This window comes from Neolewinella agarilytica (assembly GCF_900110645.1).
Lineage (GTDB): Bacteria > Bacteroidota > Bacteroidia > Chitinophagales > Saprospiraceae > Neolewinella > Neolewinella agarilytica.
The window spans coordinates 45,927-68,122 of sequence record NZ_FOFB01000027.1; the positions used below are offsets into that span (position 1 = coordinate 45,927).

19 protein-coding genes are annotated in these 22,196 nt (G+C 53.3%); 15 read left to right on the plus strand and 4 right to left on the minus strand.

Features of this window, described 5'->3' with window-relative positions:
• The first annotated feature begins 52 nt into the window (after positions 1-52).
• From atpB to BM123_RS19625, 12 genes are all read left to right on the plus strand, one after another.
• On the plus strand, positions 53-1,390 hold the full coding sequence (atpB, locus tag BM123_RS19570; RefSeq protein ID WP_090172052.1) for a F0F1 ATP synthase subunit A: 1,338 nt from the start codon (positions 53-55) through the stop codon (positions 1,388-1,390).
• Between the two features lie 75 nt (positions 1,391-1,465).
• On the plus strand, positions 1,466-1,666 hold the full coding sequence (gene atpE / locus BM123_RS19575; protein ID WP_090172053.1) for an ATP synthase F0 subunit C: 201 nt from the start codon (positions 1,466-1,468) through the stop codon (positions 1,664-1,666).
• A 140-nt stretch (positions 1,667-1,806) separates the two neighbouring features.
• Entirely contained in the window at positions 1,807-2,319 is a 513-nt protein-coding gene (gene atpF, locus BM123_RS19580; RefSeq protein ID WP_090172055.1) for a F0F1 ATP synthase subunit B, read from the plus strand.
• 8 nt (positions 2,320-2,327) lie between these two features.
• Positions 2,328-2,870: an ATP synthase F1 subunit delta gene (gene atpH / locus BM123_RS19585; protein ID WP_090172057.1), complete on the plus strand. Its 543-nt coding sequence runs from the start codon at positions 2,328-2,330 to the stop codon at positions 2,868-2,870.
• Between the two features lie 61 nt (positions 2,871-2,931).
• On the plus strand, positions 2,932-4,515 hold the full coding sequence (gene atpA, locus BM123_RS19590; RefSeq protein ID WP_090172058.1) for a F0F1 ATP synthase subunit alpha: 1,584 nt from the start codon (positions 2,932-2,934) through the stop codon (positions 4,513-4,515).
• A gap of 104 nt (positions 4,516-4,619) precedes the next feature.
• The gene (atpG, locus tag BM123_RS19595; RefSeq protein WP_090172060.1) at positions 4,620-5,525 is read left to right on the plus strand and encodes an ATP synthase F1 subunit gamma; all 906 of its coding nucleotides are present in this window, start codon (positions 4,620-4,622) and stop codon (positions 5,523-5,525) included.
• A 288-nt stretch (positions 5,526-5,813) separates the two neighbouring features.
• Entirely contained in the window at positions 5,814-6,293 is a 480-nt protein-coding gene (locus BM123_RS19600) for a DUF6428 family protein (RefSeq protein WP_090172062.1), read from the plus strand.
• A 203-nt stretch (positions 6,294-6,496) separates the two neighbouring features.
• Entirely contained in the window at positions 6,497-6,829 is a 333-nt protein-coding gene (locus BM123_RS19605; RefSeq protein ID WP_090172064.1) for an ArsR/SmtB family transcription factor, read from the plus strand.
• Between the two features lie 46 nt (positions 6,830-6,875).
• Positions 6,876-7,679: a M23 family metallopeptidase gene (locus BM123_RS19610; RefSeq protein ID WP_175489473.1), complete on the plus strand. Its 804-nt coding sequence runs from the start codon at positions 6,876-6,878 to the stop codon at positions 7,677-7,679.
• A 168-nt stretch (positions 7,680-7,847) separates the two neighbouring features.
• Positions 7,848-8,129: a LytR/AlgR family response regulator transcription factor gene (locus BM123_RS19615; RefSeq protein ID WP_090172068.1), complete on the plus strand. Its 282-nt coding sequence runs from the start codon at positions 7,848-7,850 to the stop codon at positions 8,127-8,129.
• Positions 8,130-8,262: 133 nt separating this feature from the next.
• A complete protein-coding gene (locus BM123_RS19620) occupies positions 8,263-10,089 on the plus strand; it encodes a family 16 glycosylhydrolase (protein ID WP_175489474.1) in 1,827 nt (608 codons plus the stop codon).
• Positions 10,090-10,217: 128 nt separating this feature from the next.
• Positions 10,218-10,688 carry an ankyrin repeat domain-containing protein gene (locus BM123_RS19625; RefSeq protein WP_090172070.1) on the plus strand — a complete coding sequence of 157 codons (471 nt, stop codon included), beginning with the start codon at positions 10,218-10,220 and terminating at the stop codon, positions 10,686-10,688.
• 488 nt (positions 10,689-11,176) lie between these two features.
• Here the strand turns inward: BM123_RS19625 and BM123_RS19630 are convergent, their stop codons facing one another.
• Positions 11,177-12,511, minus strand: coding sequence for a DNA recombination protein RmuC (locus BM123_RS19630; protein ID WP_090172072.1), 1,335 nt, complete (start codon positions 12,509-12,511; stop codon positions 11,177-11,179).
• A 277-nt stretch (positions 12,512-12,788) separates the two neighbouring features.
• Between BM123_RS19630 and BM123_RS19635 the strand changes: the two genes are divergently transcribed.
• A complete protein-coding gene (locus tag BM123_RS19635; protein ID WP_090172073.1) occupies positions 12,789-14,753 on the plus strand; it encodes a serine hydrolase domain-containing protein in 1,965 nt (654 codons plus the stop codon).
• A gap of 192 nt (positions 14,754-14,945) precedes the next feature.
• Here the strand turns inward: BM123_RS19635 and BM123_RS19640 are convergent, their stop codons facing one another.
• The 3 genes from BM123_RS19640 to BM123_RS19650 form a co-directional block, all read right to left on the minus strand.
• Positions 14,946-16,253 (minus strand): amidohydrolase family protein, encoded by a 1,308-nt coding sequence (locus BM123_RS19640; RefSeq protein ID WP_090172075.1) that lies wholly within the window; start codon positions 16,251-16,253, stop codon positions 14,946-14,948.
• A 10-nt stretch (positions 16,254-16,263) separates the two neighbouring features.
• Complete coding sequence (locus BM123_RS19645) at positions 16,264-17,616, minus strand: amidohydrolase family protein (protein ID WP_090172078.1); 1,353 nt, start codon at positions 17,614-17,616, stop codon at positions 16,264-16,266.
• Positions 17,617-17,739: 123 nt separating this feature from the next.
• Positions 17,740-19,416 carry an amidohydrolase family protein gene (locus tag BM123_RS19650; RefSeq protein WP_090172080.1) on the minus strand — a complete coding sequence of 559 codons (1,677 nt, stop codon included), beginning with the start codon at positions 19,414-19,416 and terminating at the stop codon, positions 17,740-17,742.
• A gap of 371 nt (positions 19,417-19,787) precedes the next feature.
• Here BM123_RS19650 and BM123_RS19655 point away from each other — a divergent pair, with 371 nt between their 5' ends.
• Entirely contained in the window at positions 19,788-21,092 is a 1,305-nt protein-coding gene (locus tag BM123_RS19655; RefSeq protein WP_090172082.1) for a pyruvate dehydrogenase complex dihydrolipoamide acetyltransferase, read from the plus strand.
• A 271-nt stretch (positions 21,093-21,363) separates the two neighbouring features.
• The gene (locus tag BM123_RS19660) at positions 21,364-22,107 is read left to right on the plus strand and encodes a 3-keto-disaccharide hydrolase (protein ID WP_090172117.1); all 744 of its coding nucleotides are present in this window, start codon (positions 21,364-21,366) and stop codon (positions 22,105-22,107) included.
• The last annotated feature ends 89 nt before the right edge of the window (positions 22,108-22,196 follow it).

Here is a 22,196-nt window from a genome sequence, read left to right on the forward strand (position 1 = left end):
GGGGTAGTGTACCTTTGCGGCTTAATTGGGAAGGCCCCGAAAGTTTCTATCTATGAAATTGCTCCTGCGCGTAATGCTTCTGTTGGTTTTTTGCGGTGTTAACACTGCTCTTAGTGCCCAACATGATGATCATGATTCTGGAGATCATTCCAGTCACGATGGCCACGGTCATGCTACGGAAGTTCACGAAGGCTGTGCTCACGATGATTCCTACGATCCGGCCAGCGTGATCCTGCATCACATTGCGGACGCCAACTACTTCGAGATAATTCACGGCGTCAATCTTCCCCTCCCTCTTTTCCTTTACGCTCCCGGCCACGGTCTTACGACCGGCCTGAGCAGCATGCTTGGCGACGATCACCACCTGAAAGCCGTTGATGGCTACGTGATGAACCACGGCCGCGTGAACCGCCTGGCGGACAGCGCCGGTGACGCGATGCTCAGCGGAGAATACGACGTGGAGTGTATCCTGCACAAGACCGAGGTCAATGAAGCCGGTAAGGAGAAAGACACTTACTACGCCAAGATCAACGGTCAGGAATACCTGCTCAACGCTGCTTCCGTAGGGGACGGCGGCCTGCTCGGCGGTGGTATCACTAACTTTTACGACTTCAGCATTACGAAGAACGTCTTCACGATGTTGCTGGCTGCGCTGCTGCTGATCCTGCTCTGGACGGCCGTTGCCCGCGGCTACAAGCGTAATGAAGGACAGGCACCCAGTGGCATTCAGTCCCTGATGGAGCCTTTCTTTGTTTTCCTGCGCGACGAGATCAGCATCCCGATGATCGGTGAAAAGCACTACGAGAAGTTTCAGCCCTTCATTCTGACGGTCTTCTTCTTTATCCTTTTCTGTAACCTCTTCGGTCTGATTCCCTTCATTCCGGGAAGCGCCAACGTAACGGGCAACATTGCGGTAACGATGGCCCTGGCCGTTATTGCTGCTATTGTGGCTTACGTACACGGCAATGCACACTTCTGGGGCCACGTACTCTGGATGCCCGGTGTACCGGTCTTCGTAAAGCCGCTGCTTACGGTAGTGGAGGTACTTGGCCTGGTCATTAAGCCATTCTCCCTGATGGTGCGTCTTTTCGCTAACATCACGGCGGGTCACATTATCATCCTGTCACTGGTCAGCCTGATCTTCATCTTCGGTAATAACGGAGAGAGCGTATTCGGAGCTGCTGCCGGTGGTGTGGTGGGCGTTGCCTTTACCCTCTTCATGAACTGTATCGAATTGCTGGTAGCATTCGTTCAACCCTTCATTTTTGCTATTCTGACGGCCAGCTACATTGGCGCAGCAGTTGAAGAGCACGAACATGAGCACGGGCATGAAGGAAGCCACGACGTAGAGTACGAAAACCTCAACGACAGTAACCCGGCTTACGCATAAACACAATCAATCTGCCGCCGGGCTCATCCGGTGGTGCATTATACATCTTTTTTTAATCCACAAAATTCCAATAACATGGGAGCTTTAGGAGCAGGTATTGCAGCACTCGGTGCTGGCATCGGAATCGGTCTCATCGGTAGCAAAGCTACTGAGTCCATTGCACGTCAGCCAGAAGCTGCTGGTGATATCCGTAGCGCAATGATCCTCACTGCCGCCTTCGTCGAAGGTGCGGCACTGTTTGCAATCGTTGTAGGTCTTCTGGACAAAGTACTCTAGTAGTTACTTCTGTCTCAGACAGCACAGCGGCCGGAACCGAACCGCGATTGGCGGCGGTTCCGGCCCATTTTAAAGAAAGAAAACGGCCCCTGCGGGCTGAGCAGTATTAAGCCTCCGGGCAACCAAAATTTACCCGAACGATGTCCATGCTTTATTTAGCTGACTTCAGCGTTATCAAACCAGACTTCGGTCTGATTTTCTGGACGGTACTCATCTTCCTGGTCCTTTATTTCGTCCTGGCCCGGTTGGCCTTCAAGCCCATTCAAAAGGCCTTGAAGAAGCGGGATACCGAAATTCAGGATTCCATCGACGAGGCCAAGCGCGTCCAGGCTCAGATGGCCCAGTTGAAGGACGACAACGCCAAGCTTCTTGCTGAAGCCCGTGAAGAAAGCACGCGCATCATCGCTGAAGCCGAAGCCTACGCCAAGAAGCGTAAGGAAGAGGCCGTTAACGAAGCCAAGGAAGCTGCCCAAAAGGTATCTGCTGATGCTCAGCGGGACATCGCCAACATGCGCGACTCCGCCATGGCGGACCTTAAGAAGGAAGTAGGTACGATGGCATTGGACATTGCTGAGAAGGTACTCCAGAAGGACCTCAAGAGCGACGTCAATCAGACCAGCCTCGTTAACGAATTGGTGAACAACCTTAACTAAGCAAGCGCATGACCAATCAGCAAGTAGCGGATCGCTACGCTAAATCATTGTTGGACCTGGCCGTTGAGACCAATAAACTGGACGCCATCCGTAAGGATGTCGATGAGTTGATTGCAATGGGCGGTAACCGTGATTTGGCGTTGTTGCTCCAGAGCCCGGTGGTCAACGCCACCAAGAAAAAAGCCGTCATGACCGAACTCCTCGGTCAGGTTGGTGCCGATGAGCTGACGAAGAGCTTCGTCAATGTCCTCATCACCAAAGGCCGGGAAGGCGACCTGCTCGGTATTATGTCTGCCTTCGACGGGCAGTACAATAAGATGAAGAAGGTTACTTCGGTTTACGTAACCAGCGCTACGACGCTGTCTGCGGAGTCCCTCGCTGCTATCCGGCAGCAACTCGTTGCCGCCGGTAAGACGGAGGCCAACGTGGAGATCTTCACCCGGGTAGACCCGAAACTGATGGGCGGCTTCGTCCTTGAGTTTGACGGTAAAGTGTACGACGCCAGCGTTGCGCACAAGCTTAACCAAATCCGTAAAGAATTGGCTAAGTAAGGCTCTTCAGAGTCCATCAAAGAAATAAAGATTAGCTAAGCATTTTTAAAGTATAGTAATCATGGCTGGAATCAAGCCCGACGAAATCAGTGGAATCATCAAGCAACAGCTCGCTGGCATTACCAGCGCTACCGAGTTGGAGGAGTACGGAACCGTACTTCAGGTTGGTGACGGTATCGCCCGTGTATACGGTCTCGAGAACGCACAAGCTGGTGAACTCGTAACTTTTGATAACGGAACGGAAGCGATCGTACTGAACCTGGAAGAAGACAACGTTGGTGTTGTACTGATGGGTACGTCTATCGGTATCCAGGAAGGTAGCCGTGTTTCCCGTACCGGTCGTATTGCCAGCATCCAGGTGGGTGAAGGCGTTGTTGGTCGTGTAGTCAATGCACTGGGCCAGCCGATCGACGGTAAAGGTGACATCACCGGAACTACTTACGAAATGCCACTGGAGCGTAAAGCTCCCGGTGTAATTTACCGCCAGCCGGTAACGGAGCCGCTGCAGACGGGTATCAAGGCCATCGACGCCATGATTCCAATCGGTCGTGGACAGCGTGAGCTCATCATTGGTGACCGCCAGACGGGTAAGTCTGCCATCGCCATTGACACCATCCTGAACCAGAAAGAGTTCTACGATCGTGGTGAGCCCGTTTACTGTATCTACGTAGCTTGTGGCCAGAAGGCTTCAACGGTAGCACAGATTGCTAAGACGCTCGAAGACAACGGTGCCCTGGATTACTCCGTCATCGTTTCTTCTTCCGCAGCCGACCCCGCTCCGCTGCAGTTCTACGCACCCTTCGCCGGTGCTGCCATCGGGGAGTTCTTCCGCGATACGGGCCGCCCCGCACTGATCATCTACGATGATCTCTCCAAGCAGGCCGTTGCCTACCGTGAGGTATCCCTCCTGCTTCGTCGCCCACCAGGACGCGAAGCTTACCCCGGTGACGTATTCTACCTCCACAGCCGTCTGCTCGAGCGCGCCGCCAAAGTCATCGATGATGACAAGATCGCTCAGGACATGAACGACCTTCCCGAAAGCCTCAAGAAAGCAGGCATCGTGAAAGGTGGTGGTTCTTTGACGGCTCTGCCGATCATCGAAACCCAGGCCGGTGACGTTTCTGCTTACATCCCGACCAACGTGATCTCCATCACCGACGGCCAGATCTTCCTGACCTCGAAGCTCTTCAACAACGGTATCCGCCCCGCCATTGACGTAGGTATCTCCGTATCCCGCGTAGGTGGTTCCGCACAGATCAAGCCGATGAAGAAGGTTTCCGGTACGCTGAAGCTCGACCAGGCTTCTTACCGCGAACTCGAAGCATTCGCCAAGTTCGGTTCTGACCTGGACGCCTCTACGCAGAACATCCTCGAAAAGGGTAAGCGTAACGTGGAAATGCTGAAGCAGCCACAGTACAGCCCGGTACCAGTGGAGAAGCAGGTTGCCATCATTCACCTCGGTACGAACAACCGAATGAAGGATGTTCCCGTAAACAAGATCAAGGAGTTTGAAACTCTCTTCCTCAGCGAAGTTGAACGCCAGCTTCCTGATGTTCTCGAAAACTTCCGCAACAAGAAGTACGACAAGGCCGACCTGGCTAAGCTCGACGAAGTGGCGGCACAACTGGCTCCGCAGTTTTCTTAGTAGGATAGTATGGTAGTAGTGCTCGTATGATAGTAATCATGCCAGCACTACTACCAGACTACTATCATTACTATCATACTCTAATTACTATCATACTCTAAGACATGGCTAACTTAAAAGAAGTACGCGAGAGAATCGGTTCGGTGAAAAACACTAAACAGATTACCTCTGCCATGAAGATGGTTTCTGCTGCGAAGATGTCCCGTGCCGCACAGCGGATTACGGAGATGCGCCCCTACGCAATGAAGCTTAGCGAAATGCTGACTAACATCCTGTCCAACCTGGAAGGAGATGGCTCTACGGTATTCAACGTTGAGCGTCCGCTGAACAAGGCTTGTATAGTAGTGGTTACCTCCAGCCGTGGTCTGGCCGGTGCTTTCAACACAAACGTGATCAAAGCTGCCGAAGCAAGCATTCAGAATGAACTGAAAGGCTTCAAGGAACTGGAAGTGATCTGCATCGGTAAGAAAGGCGCGGAATACTTCCGCCGGACCTACGGAGACAATGCTGCAGTAACCGTGAACACGGAGTACCAGGAGCTATTGTCTGATCTTTCTTTCGAAGTAACGAAAGAAGTGCCGGAGAAAATCATGAACCGCTTCAAAGCTGGTGTTTACGACCGCGTTTTTGTAGCCTACGCTCGCTTCCGCAACGCAGCGGTGCAGTTTGCTACTTCAGAGCAGTTCCTGCCGGTGGTGGATGATAAGAAGACGGAAGATTCCGCTACTGCCAAGTCAAAAATAAAGGCTGACTACATCTTCGAGCCCAGTAAAGAAGCTTTGCTGGAGCAGTTGGTCCCTACCATTCTCCAGACGAAGTTCCAGTCTTTCCTCCTCGATACCAATGCTTCCGAGCACGGTGCCCGGATGACGGCCATGGATAAGGCTACGGAAAATGCCGAGGAACTGCTGAAAGAACTCAAGATTAGCTACAACAAGGCTCGTCAGGAAGCGATTACCACGGAAATCCTGGAGATCGTTTCTGGTGCAGCAGCCCTGGAAGCCAGCTAGGGTAACAGCAACAACGAAAATCAACACCCCGTTCCTCTGTTTGAGGGGCGGGGTGTTTTTTTGGTTGCAGGTTGCGGGTTGCAGGGCGCGGACGCAGGTGCAATGTAAGGCCCGGCGTAAGCTGTTTCCAGCAGCGACCGGCCAATGCGTGCTCCGCACGCGCTACTAAAGTATTAAATAGCGCGACTGAAAGTCCGCTTTGGTAGGTCACACGCGGAGCGTAGCGTACGCCAAATTTGCATGTTAATAGCAATATAGCTATATTTGCATTATCAAAATAATTCAGCTATGCTTTTGAGCGAACTCAAGTCCTTTCTTTCTGCCCGCGACAACTTCCTGATCCGCCTGCCGGACGGCAATGCCGTGGAGAGTCACTTCCACGTTACCGAGGTAGGGGAGGTGACGAAGCATTTCATCGACTGCGGCGGCAAAGTCCGCCGGGAGCGCGTAGCCAGCCTGCAACTGTGGAGCGCGGATGACTACAATCACCGCCTCGAGCCCGGTAAGCTGGTCAAGATCGTCGGGATCGCCGAGCGGGAGCTCGGGCTGGGAGATTTACCCATCGAGGTGGAGTACCAGGGCACGGAGACCATCCAGAAGTTTAACCTGGAAGCCGTTGACGGTGAGCTTCGTCTGCAGTCTAAGACCACCGCCTGCCTGGCGCTGGAAGAATGCGGCTTTCCCGTCGCTGCTAAAAAAGTGGTCTCCCTGGCGGGCTCCATCTCGAAGGGCGGAGGAGCTTGTACACCGGGGGGCGGGTGTTGTTAGGGGGGGCAGGTTGCAGGTTGGAAGTTGCAGGTTGGAAGTTGCAAGTTGCAAGTTGCAAAATAATGCCCTTTCCTTCCCTTTTCCCTTTATTCTCTCATTCTCTCATTCCCTCATTCCCTCATTCCCCCATTCTCTAATTCTCTCATTCCCTCATTCTCTCATTCCCTCATTCCCCCATTCTCTCATTCCCTCATTCCCTTCCCATGGGCGTCACCAAATCAGACATCTACACTGACCGCCAGAACCGGTTGGCCGCAATTTTCAAAGCTATCGGGCATCCTGCCCGCGTGGCAATTCTGGAGCAATTGCTTACGGCGGAGTGCTGCATCTGTCGGGATTTTACCGATGAGATTGCTTTGTCTCAGCCAACGGTTTCCCGTCACCTGAAGGAGTTGAAGTTGGCTGGCCTCATCTCCGGAACGGTAGAAGGTACCAGTGTAAGCTACTGCATTAACCCCGAGCGTTGGGCGGAAGTGAAGGAAATTATTGACATCCTCTTTAAGGTTGAGGGGAGCCAGGGGAAATCCTGCTGCTGACGGCCTGACGTCTATGCTAAAACTAAGCGTAAGACGTTATTCAGCTATGCGCTTTTTACTCTTTTTAGCCTCCTTCCTCACCAGCCAGTTTCTGTTGGCTCAGGTAGACGTCAGGGTTTATTACACCGAAACTACTGACGGTTTCGAGATTTACATTGATAACCATGAGCATGCACCGGTAACGGTCGCGCTTGAGTATGAAGTGTTGAACCTGAGACTGGACGTTAGTGACCGTCGGAAGGTAGTCGTTCCGGCTAATCACAAAGCCTACCGGGCTGGCCGGCTCAGGGTCATCAATCCACGCAAGGCTTATCGCTTCAGCTATTCCTATGAAACCAATCTGGGCGACCACGGGAAGTCTGCCTATGACAGAGATTACCTCTACCGATTACCCTTTGCGGAAGGCAAAAGCGTATTGGTCAGCCAGGGCTACAACGGAGAGTTTTCGCATAAAGACGTGTTGGCCCTTGACTTCAACGTGCCGGTAGGCACGCCCGTGCACGCCGCCCGGGGCGGCGTGGTGGTCACCGTCACGGAGCGACACGACCGAAACTGCACCTCCGCCAAATGCATGGATTTTAATAACCTCATCATCCTCCGCCATTCCGACGGAACCTTTGCCGAATACGTTCACCTGCGCAAAGACGGCGCTTTTGTGGACCCCGGAGATACTGTGGTGCAGGGGCAACTCATTGGCGAGAGTGGTAATACGGGCTTTTCGGACGGCCCGCATCTGCATTTCGCGGTCTTTCAGCCCAAAATGGAAGGGAGAACCTACCTGCCAACCCGTTTTATGGTGGAGAAGTACCCGGCGGGGACGGAGCTGAAGGTTGGTATGACCTACCGATAGGGTTTACCGCAGGTAGTGCCCGGAGGTGCATAGCCAATCCCATTGCTTTTAAGAACTTTTCATGGCACCTGCGGTCGCGCCCTATTTTGATTGGTCTGGCAGAAAATTTAGAAGAGCGGGTAACCTATTTGGGATGGCTCAAATGAAGGAGGTACTAAACTACCTCAAATGAAATTCCTACCTTCTTCTATCCTCTTTTTGAAAGCCGATCATGTTTACACCCAAATTTTCCTTTCCGACGGGCGTAAAATCCTTCACCGGGGCTCTCTTTCCGAATTCCTCCAGAATCTGAACGTCAACCAGTTCGTGAGAACACACCGCAGTTATATCGTCAACCTCCGGCGGGTTGACGGCTATAGCGATGAGAAGATCCATATTGGGAAGCACGTCGTTCCGATTAGTCGCAGCCGGAAAAAGGAAATCGTACAGCGTTTATCCTGCTCTGAGTGAGAGTTGCGTACCGAGACCCTCAGTTAGAGCATGTTTGGATAAGTTAATTGACCGATTGCTCGTCTTGTGATACACACCTGCATTTTGACTTGCGGCCTAATTTCATATTTTGTGGATGGTTAAACTATCGATCATGCACAAATTATTTCTGGCAGCCATGCTGCTTACGCTGAGCTCCCTGTCTGCTCAGTGCCCAAATCTGATCTGGTCGGATGAATTCAACGGCAGCTCCCTTAATGAGGAAGACTGGAACATCCAGATTGGAGATGGCTGCGACCTGGGAATCTGTGATTGGGGAAACAGCGAACAGCAATGGTACGCCCGGGAGAACCTGGTGGTGGAAAACGGCATCTTGAAGATCAACGCCCGCCGGGAAAACATTGGTGGGAAATCCTACACCTCCGGGCGGATTACGACCAAGGGCAAACAGGACTTCAGATACGGTTACTACGAAGCCCGGATCAAAGTTCCCGCCGGAGGTGGCCTGTGGCCCGCTTTCTGGATGCTGTCTACCGATGAGGTATACGGCGGCTGGCCCGCCAGCGGAGAAATTGACATTATGGAATGGATCGGTAACGAGCCGGAGGTGCTTTTTGGTACACTTCACTACGGGCAGGATTTCCCCAACAACTCCAGTACGGGAGATCAGCTGCTGCTGACTGACAAGGCTTGGTCAGATGATTATCACATTTATGCCATTGACTGGCAGGAGGACTACATCAGCTGGTTCGTTGACGGGCACCGCTACGGTATCAAACGGCCTGGAAATCTGAGCCCGGAGCGCTGGCCCTTCGATCAGGACTTTCACTTTCTCCTCAATCTGGCCCTGGGGGGAACTTTCGGTGGCGCGCTGAGCAGCACCGCCATTCCGGCCACCATGGAAATCGACTATCTACGGGTATACGACCTGCCACCGCCCAGCCTTCGCGGTCCGGTAGAAGTAGAAACAGATGCCACTAATGCTGCTTACGTCGTTGACGGTCTTCCGGATGGAGCCAGCATTGAATGGGGCTTGCCTGACGGAGCGGTAATTACGGATGACAGCTCGCCAAACGGTATTATTGTCGACTTTGGAGAGACGGGAGGGCGAGTTACCGCTACCATCACGGGAGGCTGTGAAGACCGGGTCCTGGGGATCGAGGTTTACGTTCCTCCAACTTTTGCCCTGACCAAAGAATTCAGCTTCGAAAACTTTGATCAGGAAGCTCAGGCTGTTTTTGAGTTCTCTACGGGCTCCCTCACTGAAGTGAATAACCCTGCCGCCAACAGTGTCAATAACTCCGCTCTGGTAGGGAAGTACGACCGGGATGGGGGAAGTGAATTTGACGTCATTGTCTATGATGTATCCAGCATCGGAGATGTTGCTGGTTACGTGGAAGGAACCCGCGCTTTTTCGCTCGACGTTTACACCGATGCGCTGCCCGGGCAGGAAATTATCCTTCAACTGGAAACGCCCGCTGCCCTGCCCGAAAACTATCCCACCGGGAGGCACAGCCGCTACCGCGCCCAAACGGCTAAACAAGGAGAATGGCACCGACTCAGCTTTACACTTTTGGACGAACCCGATGGTGGAGCCAGCGATCGGGGTGTCAGAAAGATGGTTATTCTCTTCAATCCCGGCCGGTTTAACAACAACACTTACTACTATGATAACCTGGACGGATACTCCGACAACCCGAACGGCCTGACGGGAGCGGGGCAATTGAATATTCCGCTGAGTCTGTCCCCTAATCCGGTAAGTGAGGTGGCTTTCCTTGACTTTAGCTTACAGGAGCGGTCCACGGTCTACGTTCGGCTGTTAGACGGCAGGGGTAAGGAGATCATGGAACTACCAGCATTTGGTGGTCTTACGGGCGATAACCGCCTGCTGTTACCAGTTACTGAGCTGCCGTCTGGAGTGTACTTCGTTCAGCTGCGGATTGCCAATAAATCGCAATTGATCAGGATGATCAAACCGTAAGGTCCATCTTTAAAAGGAAGGTGTTACTACTTGATTCATCCGACAATTTGACGTTGAGCGAGCGAAAAATGCAACGAACAGGGGGGGCACTTGTTGGCTATTACAATTGACTAACCCAACACAAAACGATGAATACATCTGCTTCAGCACTTTTCTCGGCCATACGCGATAATAAACTGATGGAAGCTAAAGCACTAATAGAAGCTAATCAGGATCTACTGAAGGCGCGAGATGAGAGAGGGACCTCTCCACTGATTCTGGCTAGCTATTCAGGGCTACTGCCAATGACGAAACTGTTGGTAGAGGCCGGTGCAGACATTAATGCCAGTGGTACGACCGGGACTGCGCTCATGGGAGTTTGCTTCAAAGGACATGCAGATATTGCCCGCTACCTTATCAATGCTGGCGCAGATCTGGAAGCCTCTTTACCTAACGGAAGTACGGCCTTACATTTTGCGGCCATGTTTAACCAGGCAGAGATTGTTGAGTTATTAGTAGCGGCGGGCGCAGACGCAGGTGCAAAGGACGTTGACGGGCTTGCGGCAGCGGATCACGCTAAAAAGCGAGGCTTTATGGAATTAGCGGAGCGCTTGGGGTAGTGGTTGTTGTGGTCTGGTTGGCTGCTGCACGCTGGAGGCCTTTGGGGGCTTCAATAACTGCGAAAGCTGAAGACTGAAGGAGCTACATACTGGCCGCTTTATAACGAGATTTAGAGTAGAAAGTAGAATTTTTGTAGCATTGTTTTCCGAAGGAGGAAAGGAGTGGGAGGAGAAGGAAGAGAGACTTTCTTATTGACCAAATCCAGTACCTTATAATTAAGAGGCTTTAGCTGTAAAGCATACTATTGGGAAGGTTTCTTGTCGATCAATAAGTAATGCATAAGAGAGGCTTAAATAAGTAAGGAAACCTTCTAAACAGATGCGATTTGATAACCACATCGTGAAAATGGCGGAAGTGATTCCTTATCATTTAGGACAGAACAGAGTTGACATGCGTTTTAGTTGCTGTTTAACCCCTACCACCTCCAACATGCGGTAGCCTACCAGCCTACCAGACTACCGAACTACCAGACTACCGAACTATCATACTACTCCTCCTCCTCTTCCTTCAACAAGTCCGTCCCCATCCGTTTTTTCGTTTTAGCGCCCAGCTGCCGCAGGCGCTCCGCCCGGCCAACCAGCGTTTTACCGTAAATACCTCCGGAGGAGAGTTTCTTCAGGGCAGTGCCGTAGGCGGATTGTGCCAGATCAAGCTGGCGGCCGATCTTTTTCATTTCTTCCGTAAAGGCGACGAAGCCGTCATAAAGCAGGCCACTCTGCCGGGCAATTTCCAGTACGTTTTTCTTCTGGTTATCCTGTTTCCAGATGAAGCTGACGGTGCGCAGGGTGGCGAGCAGTGTAGAGGGAGTTACCAATACGATGTTTCGCTCCAAAGCCTCCAGAAAGATGCCCTGGTCCGTCTGCAGGGCCAGGCCAAAGGCGGGCTCGATGGGAACGAACAGGAGCAGGTAATCGGGGCTGCTGATCTGATAAAGGCGCGTGTAGTTTTTGCCGGCCAGGTCACTGATGTGTTGCCGAAGGGACCGCAGATGAGCGGCGGCGTGCGTGCGTCGCTCGGGATCGTCTTCTGACAGGGCGCAGAACCGGTCGTAAGCCGTAAGCGATACCTTGGAGTCAATGACGAGGTGTTTCCCTTCGGGAAGATTGATAATGAAATCAGGGCGTTTCATCTTGTCTTCTTCGTCGCGGAAGGTACCCTGTGCGTTAAAGTGGATCCCTTTTTGCAAACCGCTGGCTTCGAGCAGGGTGAGTAGTTGCCATTCGCCCCAGTCGCCCTGCGTTTTGCTGTTGCCACGAAGGGCGCCGGCCAGATTGTTGGCTTCCGTACTGATTTGCTGGTTAAGTTGTTGCAGGTGTTTAATCTCCTGGCGCAGGGAGACGCGGTCTTTGGTTTCCTCCAGAAAACGCCGCTCGATCTGTTGCTCGAAGCCCTGGATTCGCTCCCGGAGGGGAGCGAGGATGCCCGTCAATTGCTCCGCATTCCTGGCGGTGAAATGCTGGCTTTTCTCGTGGAGTAGCCGGTTGGCAGTTTGCTCAAACTGAGCGAGGCTAACTTCCTGTAAGCGTTGCATTTCAGCGGCCTGACCATTGATTTTTTCACCGAGATGACGCAGGTCCGCCTGCGTTGTGGCCAACTCTTGTCCCAGCCGGATTTCGGCGGCGGTTTTCTCCTGCAGGTTCTCGTAGTGCAGGTCAGATTCCTGCCGTAGCTGATCGTGAATTTCACGGCGGATGTAATCACGCTCTACGTCCGTGAGGGGCAGGTGACTGCTGCGAATTCTCAGTTGCAGGACCAGCCAGCTGAGCAGGGCTCCGATCAGGAAGGCCAGGAGAATAAGGATGGTCAGTAGAGAGTTCGTCATAGGCATCGGGCGTTTCCGGCTCTTCGGTAAGCGCAGGAGGGCGCAGCCGCAGGTGCAAGGGAGAGGATAGCGGCAATGCGGCCTGGCTATTGACCAGCCTTGCTTTTCCACCTATCTTTGCACCTGCGACAGCGCAAAATACACTTTTTGTTGGTAAAACATAAATTGTGAAACGTAAACAGTAAGGTTTTCTTTACAACAAGACCAAAACTATAGTCGTTGTTTTTGTTGAACGCTATCTATACACCGGCCCATTTTTGAATTAGCCCCGAACTGAATGAAATTTTATTTGTCGACTTTTTTACTGGCAGGCTTTCTCCTGAGCTCCCAGCCCGTGCAGGCAGGGAGTTGGGCCGAAGACATCATCGACTGGTTCTCCGGGTTTTTCTCCTCGGAGGAAACATCTACTACAACCTACAGCCAGGCTGAAATGGATAGCCTTAGCGTTACGCCAACCGGTTTGCTACTCAATATTGTCCCTGAATCAGATACACTGCCCGTTGAATTCTCCTGGCCCTACGAAAGCCTCACCGTATCGACTGACCTGGAACGTCATAACCGCCTTCTGAGAGAAACGGTAGTGCTCACGAATCCCACCGGTAAACTGCCCCTGGCGGGTACTCCCGCCATCCGGGTCCTGTACCGTTCTGATCAGCGCCCCGCTCGTTTTCTTGATCTTGCCCGCCGCTTCGCTGACGTGCAGGAAGTTGCTTATGACGAGCTGGTCGCTCAGGTTTTACCCTCAGCGCCTGAACTTCCAACCATCGTTATGGCTGATGATCCGATTGGCCTGTCTTCGGCTAATGCCGATTGGTATTCCGGGCTGTACCCGCTTGGGCTGAGCAACGTTACGATGATTCATTTCGGTGACCCGGCGCTGCTGACCGGGCTGCCGGAGAAGTGGACGTTGATCAATAGTCCCCTTCGCTGTAAAGAAAGCGAGGCCTTTCTGGCGCAGGCTGTTTTCGGTGCAGAACTCTTAGACGGGCGTTTGTCTGAATCTACTGCCGTCTTCCCCGCTGGGACGGGCTATCGTCTGGATGCCATTACCAATGGCTTTGCTTTACCGGAACTGCTCGGGATTGACCGGGAAAAGTTTGACCATATCGATTATCAGATTAACCGGGGCATCCGCTATCGCGCCATGCCGGGAGCGGAATTGCTGGTGATGAAAGACGGTAAGGTTGTCTACGAAAAAGCCTACGGCCACCATACTTACCGGCGACAGAAGGTCAACACGGGCGACTTATACGACTTGGCCTCCATCACTAAAGCGGCAGCGACTTCTTTCGCCGTCATGAAGCTTTATGATGAAGGTAAAATTGCGCTGGACGCAAGAGTGAAAGACTATCTGCCGGAGTTTAAACGAAGAACGATTGGCCGGTATAAAATCGAGCAATTGCTCTCTCATCATTCGGGCTTACAGTCTGACCTTCCGCTAAACGGTTTGATTGGCCGTCAGTTTGTGGCGGATTCCATCCGCGAAGATTTTCAACTAGCCATTGGCCCCGACCGCTGGTTAGACACAAAGGTGCCGGGGCTGGTCCGTAAAGGCCTGAGCGGAAAAATTGATTATACCCGACGGTTAATGTATCGCTACAGCGACCTGAACTACTACCTGCTGCAGCTCATCGTTGAGGAAATAGCTGAGGAACCCATGGAAGAGCTGCTGGAACGTGAGTTTTACGCTCCGATGAGACTTGGCCGACTGACGTTCAACCCCGCAGCCAATGGTGTACCGTCTAATGTTGTGGTTCCTACCGTTGTTGACACATGGATGCGCGGCGGTTTACTCCGTGGCTACGTTCACGATGAGGGAGCGGCGCTGCTGGGTGGTGTAGCCGGTCATGCCGGCTTGTTCGGCAACGCCCATGACCTGGCCCGCCTGTTTCAGCTGCTGAACGACGGCGGAACCTTCGAAGGGGAACAACTGCTGACCCCTGAGACGGTGGACCTGTTCACCAGCCGGGGGCGTTATAATTACCGGGCATTGGGCTTTGATCGCCTGGCCGGAGGCTGGGGCAACGTCATTTCTGCCGGTGCTTCCAACAAAACATTCGGGCACCTTGGCTTCTCCGGCACTTCCGTGTGGGCGGATCCGGAAAACGGCCTGGTTTTCGTACTGCTAACCAATCGCGTTCATCCTGACCCGAAGAATGAACGCTTCATGAGTATGAACATTCGCGGAAAGGTGTACCGGGGCATCTACCGCGCGCTGAATAGCTGGGAACTGGATAGTTAAGCGTACAACATCCACTTCAACTCAGGGTGTTTATCCATCTGCCCGGCAGCATTCGACCTTTGTGGGTAAAAACAACAGTAGCGACCAGGAAAGCCTGGTCGCTACTGTTGTTTTTATATCAAGCCCTTGATTTCTCCTTAACCAAAACAGGTTAGAGAGAGAAAGTTTCAGGCGGGAAAATTGGCTAAGTCCTTAGTTTTTGATTCCCGGACTGCGATCCAAAAACTCATCATACAGCAAGGAGTGCCGGCTATTCATGGGAATTTCCCAACCGCTGATGAAGACCTGTTCAATCTGCGTTTTGGTTTCCAGGGGGTCACCGTCACAGATGAAAAGGTTGGCGTCTTTGCCAACCTCCAGGGAGCCAAGGCGATCTTCGAGGCCCATGATCTGTGCGGGCACAATGGTAATGGCCTTCAGGGCTTCTTCCCGGCCCATACCGTAGGCGGCTGCGAAGCCGGCGTGGAAGGGCAGGTCGCGTACATTTTCCGTGTCGTTGGAACGAATGGCCACCGTAACGCCGGCTTTAGCCATAAGGCCGGCATTGGCGTAGGGCCGGTCGTAGCGATCAGACTGCCTGGTGGGCATACCAATCACCGGGCCGGTAATGACGGGGATCTTCGCTGCAGCGATGGAATCCGCCACCCGCCAACCTTCGGAAACGCCGGTCAGTACGGCCTTTACACCGGTTTTCTTAATCCACTTCAGGGCAGATAAAATATCGGCAGACCGGTTGACCTCAATAAAGAGCGGAAGCTTCCCTTCCACTACGGGAATCATACCCTCCAGGGTTGGGTTGTATTCCTGCATGATGGAAGCGTCGGTAGCTTTTGCAGCCTTGATTTTGGCGAAGAGCTTCGTCTCGTCCCACAGCTTCGTAATTTCCTTGAAAGTCTTTTCCTCAGCTTTCTTCCGGTCTTCTTCGGAGCGGCGATCGCGGCGGCCACGGGCTGCGGATGAGGGGAAGTTCATCCGCATGGCCTTGAAGCCGGCGTACATCTCATCCGGGGAGTACCCCACCAGGTTGATGAGAGCTGCCTTTCCGGGAATTAAGCCTCCTTCGGGCATGGCGATCACGGTCGTTACGCCACTCACCCGCGTTACCGGAATGGCGACGGAGCTGGGGTTAACGGCAGTAAGCGCTTCCAGAAATGGCTTTATGTCGCCGCCTTCGCGGGCGTCCTGGGTCAGAGACACAGAACTGACTTCAATCAGGCCGAGGTTAGTGCCGCCATCGATGAAACCAGGGTAAACAAATTTACCGGTACAGTCAATTTCCTTGGCACCGGTAGCAGATAGGCCGGAACCGATATCTGCAATCTTACCGTCTTTGATCAGTAAGTCTCCCTTTACGGAGCCTTTAGTAACGGTTTCAATGGTAGCATTCTTCAGCAGGAAGCTGCCTTTGGTGGCTTTGCCCACTACCTGGGCGGAGAGGCTGGCGGTGGTCATCAGTAAGACGACCAGGACCAGCATAAATGGTTGGATTGTTAAACGCATGGTGCTGGTTTTAGTGGTTGTGGAATAGGGCTTCACCGGTGCCTTCCATGCAGCGGTGGTCTTCGTCATAGTTAAGCATCATCATGTCAACCTTCTCGGGGTCGGGAGCCAGACGTTGATCATTACCGTCTTCTTTAATGTCGAAGCGGACAATGCCGTCAACGATGGTCATTTGTGGAATAGCGTAGACAGATAATGGATGAGCGTTGAAGATGGCGACGTCTCCATCTTTTCCTTTCTCCAGTGATCCCACCCGGTCATCAATACCAAGCTGAATGGCGGGGTTAAGGGTAATGAGGCGCAGGGCTTCATTATCGGTCAACTTGCCATAGCGCTGGGTCTTACCGGCCTGGTGGAAGAGGTGCCGGATGTAGTCGCCGGAATCCGAGTTGATGGACGTAACCACACCGTTCTTCGTCAGGATGGCAGCATTGTAGGCTGTAGAGTAGTATACCTCGAACTTGTAGGCCCACCAGTCCGCAAAAACGGACGCGCCAGCGCCGAATTCTGCCAGCTCGGGAGCAACTTTAAAGCCTTCATTAACGTGCTGGAAAACGAGTCTTTTGATGCCGAAGTCCTTACAGACGTTCATCAGCATCAGGATTTCATCGGCCCGGTAGGAGTGACAATGAATGATGATGTCTCCTTTCAGGATGTCGCCCAGGGCTTCCAGGCGGCGGTCATACATGGGAGGCACGGCAGATGGGTCGGAGGCTTTGTTTTTATTGTAAGCCTCCTGCGCCGCCAGGTATTGCTGTGCTTCGGAGAAGCCACGACGGAAGACATGCTCGATGCCCATCCGGGTGCGGGACATCAGCCCGCCACCTTCACCGTGAACCCGCATGGGGTTTTCTCCCAGAGCGAACTTAATGGTACGCGGAGCGCCTTCCATCTTCAGGTCGTTCGGGTTAAAGGTGCCGTAACGTAGTTTGATCGTCTCACACTGACCACCAATGGCGTTGGCTGAGCCGTGCATGGCGTGCGTGGCGGTTACTCCGCCGGCAAGAGCCCGGTAGATTCCGACGTCGAGGGGGTCGAGCACGTCGCCCGTCCGTACCTCAGCGGTAATCGGGTGGGTGGCCTCGTTCACCGCATCGAGTGCGATGTGAGAGTGAGCGTCGATGATGCCCGGCATCACGAACTGTCCGGTAGCATCCACCGTCTTCGCCCCGGAAGGGGTCTTCAGGTTTTTACCGATGCGGGTGATGATGCCATCTTCAATCACGACATCAGCATTCTCCAGAATGCCATTGGTAACCGTCAGTACGGTTCCGTTTTTTATGTGGATGCTGCCTTTTTCTACCTGGGCAGAGAGCGCGCTCACGGCCAGTAGTAAAAACAGCATCAGGCTATGCTTGTACATTGATTTATATATTTGGTTCCTGGCCATCAGGCCGGGGGAGGTTTTGATAGTTGCAGGTTGCAGGGTGCAAGTTTCAGGGTGCAGGTTGCAAGTTGCAGGGTGGGGGGAGACTGGTTTTGCGTCCTATTTTTTGGGTTCCCGACTTCCTTCTACGTCGAAGGAACCGAAACTGCCGGCGGACATACTGCCTTCGAGGCTGTCGCCATCGATGGTTAGGTCAAAGGATACCGTGACGGTTTGTCCGCCACCTTCAGTGGTATAGCTGAAGGTAAGATTGTCTCCTTCAAGGCTCATGTTACTGATGTCGTTGGTGCCCATGCCACTAACGAGTTTACCACTCAGACTTCCGTCCTCATCGGTGATCGTCAGGGTAGGGGTGGCCATCTGCTCCATCGGGACGTCGATTTCGAGGTTCCACTCACCAGCGGCCATTACTTTGGCGTCCGGATCCCCTGGTTTTTTCTTCTTTTTCTTCTTTACCTCATACTCGGAGGGCATTCCGTCTACAAAGACGTAGCGGATGTTAGCACCTTTGGCAAAGTAGGGCTGGTCAGTAACGACGAGGTTGGCAATCTTACCCTTTTCCACGGTGCCCATGATGTCGGACAAGCCGAGCATTTGTGCCGGAGTAGTGGTAAGTGCGGCCAGCGCCTGGTCTTCCGTGAGTCCGGCCTTAATCATACGTTCCAGGTTAGGGCGTATATCTTTTGCTTTGGCGTTGAGGGTCGAAAAACCGAAGGCTAGCCCTGACTTACTTAGCATGGCTGCTTGCTCTTCGTGCAGTTGCTGAGCGGCGGCCCGCTGCTTTTCCAGCATCATTTTTTCCTCGTCGGTTTCCTCTTTTTCTCCCTTCTTGGCTTCCGCCTTGGCTTTGGGCAGGTCGAGGGTCAGGAAGATGCTGGCTCCTGAAGCTTTCAGAGGAGCGATGGCTTTCTGCCCCATCGTTACTTCAGCAAGGGCGAGTGGGAAGCCGAGTTCTTTGCTCAGGGTCAGGGCACGGTGCATTTCCTTGATGCCGTCTACGGCGAAGAAAATGGCACGCTGCCCGTCAATACTTTCTCCAAAGGCTGCCAAGACATCATTTTGGGCGGGGCGGCTCATGCCCCGGGCATTCTTAGCGTAGCTCTCGCTGTGGGTTTTGTGCTGGCGGGCCTGGGTGTAGAGTTCGCGGAACTTCGACATGATGGCCATGTCTGTATTAGGATAGACACCCGAAGCTCCCTGAAATTGGGCGAAGAGGGAACTTCCTTCGCTGACGATCATTTTGCCCGCGTCGTCACCGCCCAACAGGATCACCGCTCCCTGGCCGGGAAGCATGCCGCCCCGGGGTACTACGTGAGCAGCCGTAAAGCCGATAGCCCGCATTTCGGAGAGGGCTTTGTCTTCGGGCGAAAGCATATCGACAACACTGCGTTCGGTTTGAATGCCGGCGCGTTCATATGAGGGGTTATACTCCCGTTGGCCGCGGCCACGATTGCTCCTGTCGTCTTCTTTTGGCTTGGGTACGCCGAGATTGGACAGCCCGTCAATAAAGCCAGCGTAGATGTACATGGAGTCGGCTTTCATCACTTTGGCATCAGCCGGGGCCTTCAGGTCTTTTCCTACGGCCTGGATGAGTCCGTCGCGAATCAGGACACTGCCCAGGTCAATCACCTTGCCGGGAGACTGGACCACGTAGGCGTTGTTAAGGAAAAATGTCCTGGTTACCGGTGGTCGTTTCTCGTCGCTCCCCTGAGCGCCAAGGCCAGATGGTAACAGCAGGAGCAGGCTGCAAATACAGCCGAACAAATACTTCATCATGTTGATTTGGTTAGTGGGTGTGGGAATAAATGGTTGGGGGAAGTTAAGAATAAAGATTGGTGAAGGCGCTATGAGTCGAGCCGGGTAAGGAAGCGAGGCGACTTTGGGCGTGGATTTGGTGCGGCTACTTCGGAAGGTTTAGCGGGTGCCGCAGGTGCAGGGGGGAGGCAAATAGAAGCAAGGTGTCCTGAAACGGAGACTTCCACTCTGATTAGCGGTGCTTTTAGAGAACAAAACCCGCCCTTTTTGGTACTTAGTGTAAGATATTAAACTAAGGTTTGTAATTCCCACAAATAAGCGGCAAATTTGCCCGCTCATATTTCACACGACCCAAGCGGACTATACGACCGCTAACCAAGAAAGAATTTATTATGGCTGAGGTGATTCGGATGCCGCGCATGAGCGACACGATGGAAGAAGGAAATATCGTTGATTGGCTGGTAGCTGAAGGGGACTCCGTGGAGCCTGGTCAGACACTCGCCGAGGTAGAGACGGATAAGGCGACGATGGAGCTTGATTCCTATTTCGAAGGTGTGTTGCTTCACATTGCCGTGAAGGAAGGTGCTGTGCCGATTGATGGTGTTATTGCCGTTATCGGAGAAGAAGGCGAAGACTGGAAAGCGGCGATTGCCGCCGCCGGCGATGGCGCAGCTGCTGCGCCCGCAGAAGCCCCCGCTGCCAAGGAGGAGGCCCCTGCACCCGCGCCAGCGCCCGCTGCTGCTCCTGCTCCCGCACCGGCCGCACCGGCTGTCGCTTCTGATGACCGGATTAAAGCCAGCCCTCTTGCTAAAGCGATGGCTAAAGAAGCCGGTATTGATCTTTCTACGGTAACCGGCTCCGGAGAGAACGGACGTATCGTGAAAGCAGATGTTGAACAGGCTAAAGCTGCTCCTGCAGCCAAGCCAGCTCCGGCTCCTGCCGCTGCTCCGGCAGCTGCTGCCCCGGCCGCCGCTCCTGCTCCTAACGTACCGGTCTTTGCCTTTAATGCAGGTGGGGATAACTTCGAGGAAGCGCCCGTCAGCCAGATGCGCAAGGTGATTGCCCGCCGTTTGGGTGAGTCTAAGTTTACGGCGCCCCACTTCTACGTGACCGTTGAGATCGCGATGGATAAGGTGTGGGAATTCCGCAAGAAACTCAATGAGGTGGCTCCAGTGAAGATCAGCTTCAACGACCTGGTGGTAAAAGCCTGTGCCATTAATCTACCTAAGCACCCCGTTATCAACTCCAGCTGGATGGGCGATAAGATTCGTACCAACCACGACGTAAACATCGGAGTGGCGGTTGCTATCCCGGACGGACTGCTCGTTCCCGTAGTTCGCTACGCTAACATGAAGAGCCTTAGCCAGATCAACATGGAAGTCAAAGAACTGGCTGGCCGGGCGAAGAACAAAAAACTCAGCCCCGATGAAATGAGCGGAAACACCTTCACGATCTCTAATCTGGGGATGTTCGGTGTGGAAGAGTTTACGGCCATCATCAATCCACCAGATGCTGCCATCATGGCCATCGGCGGTATTCAGGACAAGGCGGTCGTTCGTGACGGCGCCGTTGTTCCCGGCAAAGTGATGAAGGTTACCCTGAGCTCCGATCACCGGGTGGTAGACGGCGCTTCTGCGGCGGCTTTCCTCAACGACGTGAAGGCTTGTTTGGAAGATCCGATTCGCCTGATGGTGTAGTAGTTATTGCTTCGCCGCTGCGCGACGCATTTTACACACAGGTACACAAAGGCACAAAGTTCACCAAGAGACTTTCCATAAAGGAGGGAATCTTGATGGGTTTTGTGCTTTTTTCGTTATTGAAAGCCAACACCGACGCTCAAAGGTTCTTCCGGGACGCTTCAGCTCTGAGTAAGGGACCTCGAAGCGTCGCGGAGCGACCTTCGAGCGTTCCGGCAGTGATGCTTCCCAAAAACAGATTTTTACTACCTTGTTGCAAACAAAAGAAATCATGCAACAACGCTTACTCCCCCTGCTTATTTTAACCCTCCTTTGCACCTGCGTCCGCGCCCAGATAACGGACCCGAAAGCGACGGAATTTTATGAGCCGGTGCCTCCGAAAGTTCAGTCTTCTCCGGTGCTGCTGCCTCCACCATCTGATGCGATCGTACTGCTTGGTAAGGGGGCTGATGCCGCCGAATGGGTGAACGCCAAAACGGGCGCTGCCACTGACTGGACCAAGGAAGGCGATGCCTTAGTGGTGAAGCCCGGCAGCGGTACCATCAAGACCCGCCGCACCTTCGGCGACGTACAACTACACGTGGAATGGCGCAGCCCCAATGAGCCCGACAAAAAAGGGCAGCAACGGGGAAACAGCGGCGTTTTCTTCCACGAACGCTACGAAGTACAGGTGCTGGAAAGCAACGGCAGCGATACTTACACCAACGGACAGGCTGCCTCCATTTATAAGGAAAGTCCTCCACTGGTCAACGCCACCTCCGTGATGGGAGACTGGAACAGCTACGATATCATTTTCAGCTCGCCGGTTTTCAACGCAGACGGGATGTTGATTCGCCCGGCTTACGTCACCGTTTTTCACAATGGCGTTTTGGTGCAAAACCACTGGGAAATCAAAGGGACGACTGCCTACATCGGCCTGCACAAATACACGGCGCATCCGGAAACGGGGAGCATCATGCTGCAGGACCATTCCAACAAGGTGGCTTACCGGAATATTTGGGTGAGAGAACTATAGTTTGATAGTAGTGGTAGTATGGTCGATTGATAGTAGCTGCCGCACGTCACAGGGTTGCCTACTACCATACCACCATTACTATCACTACT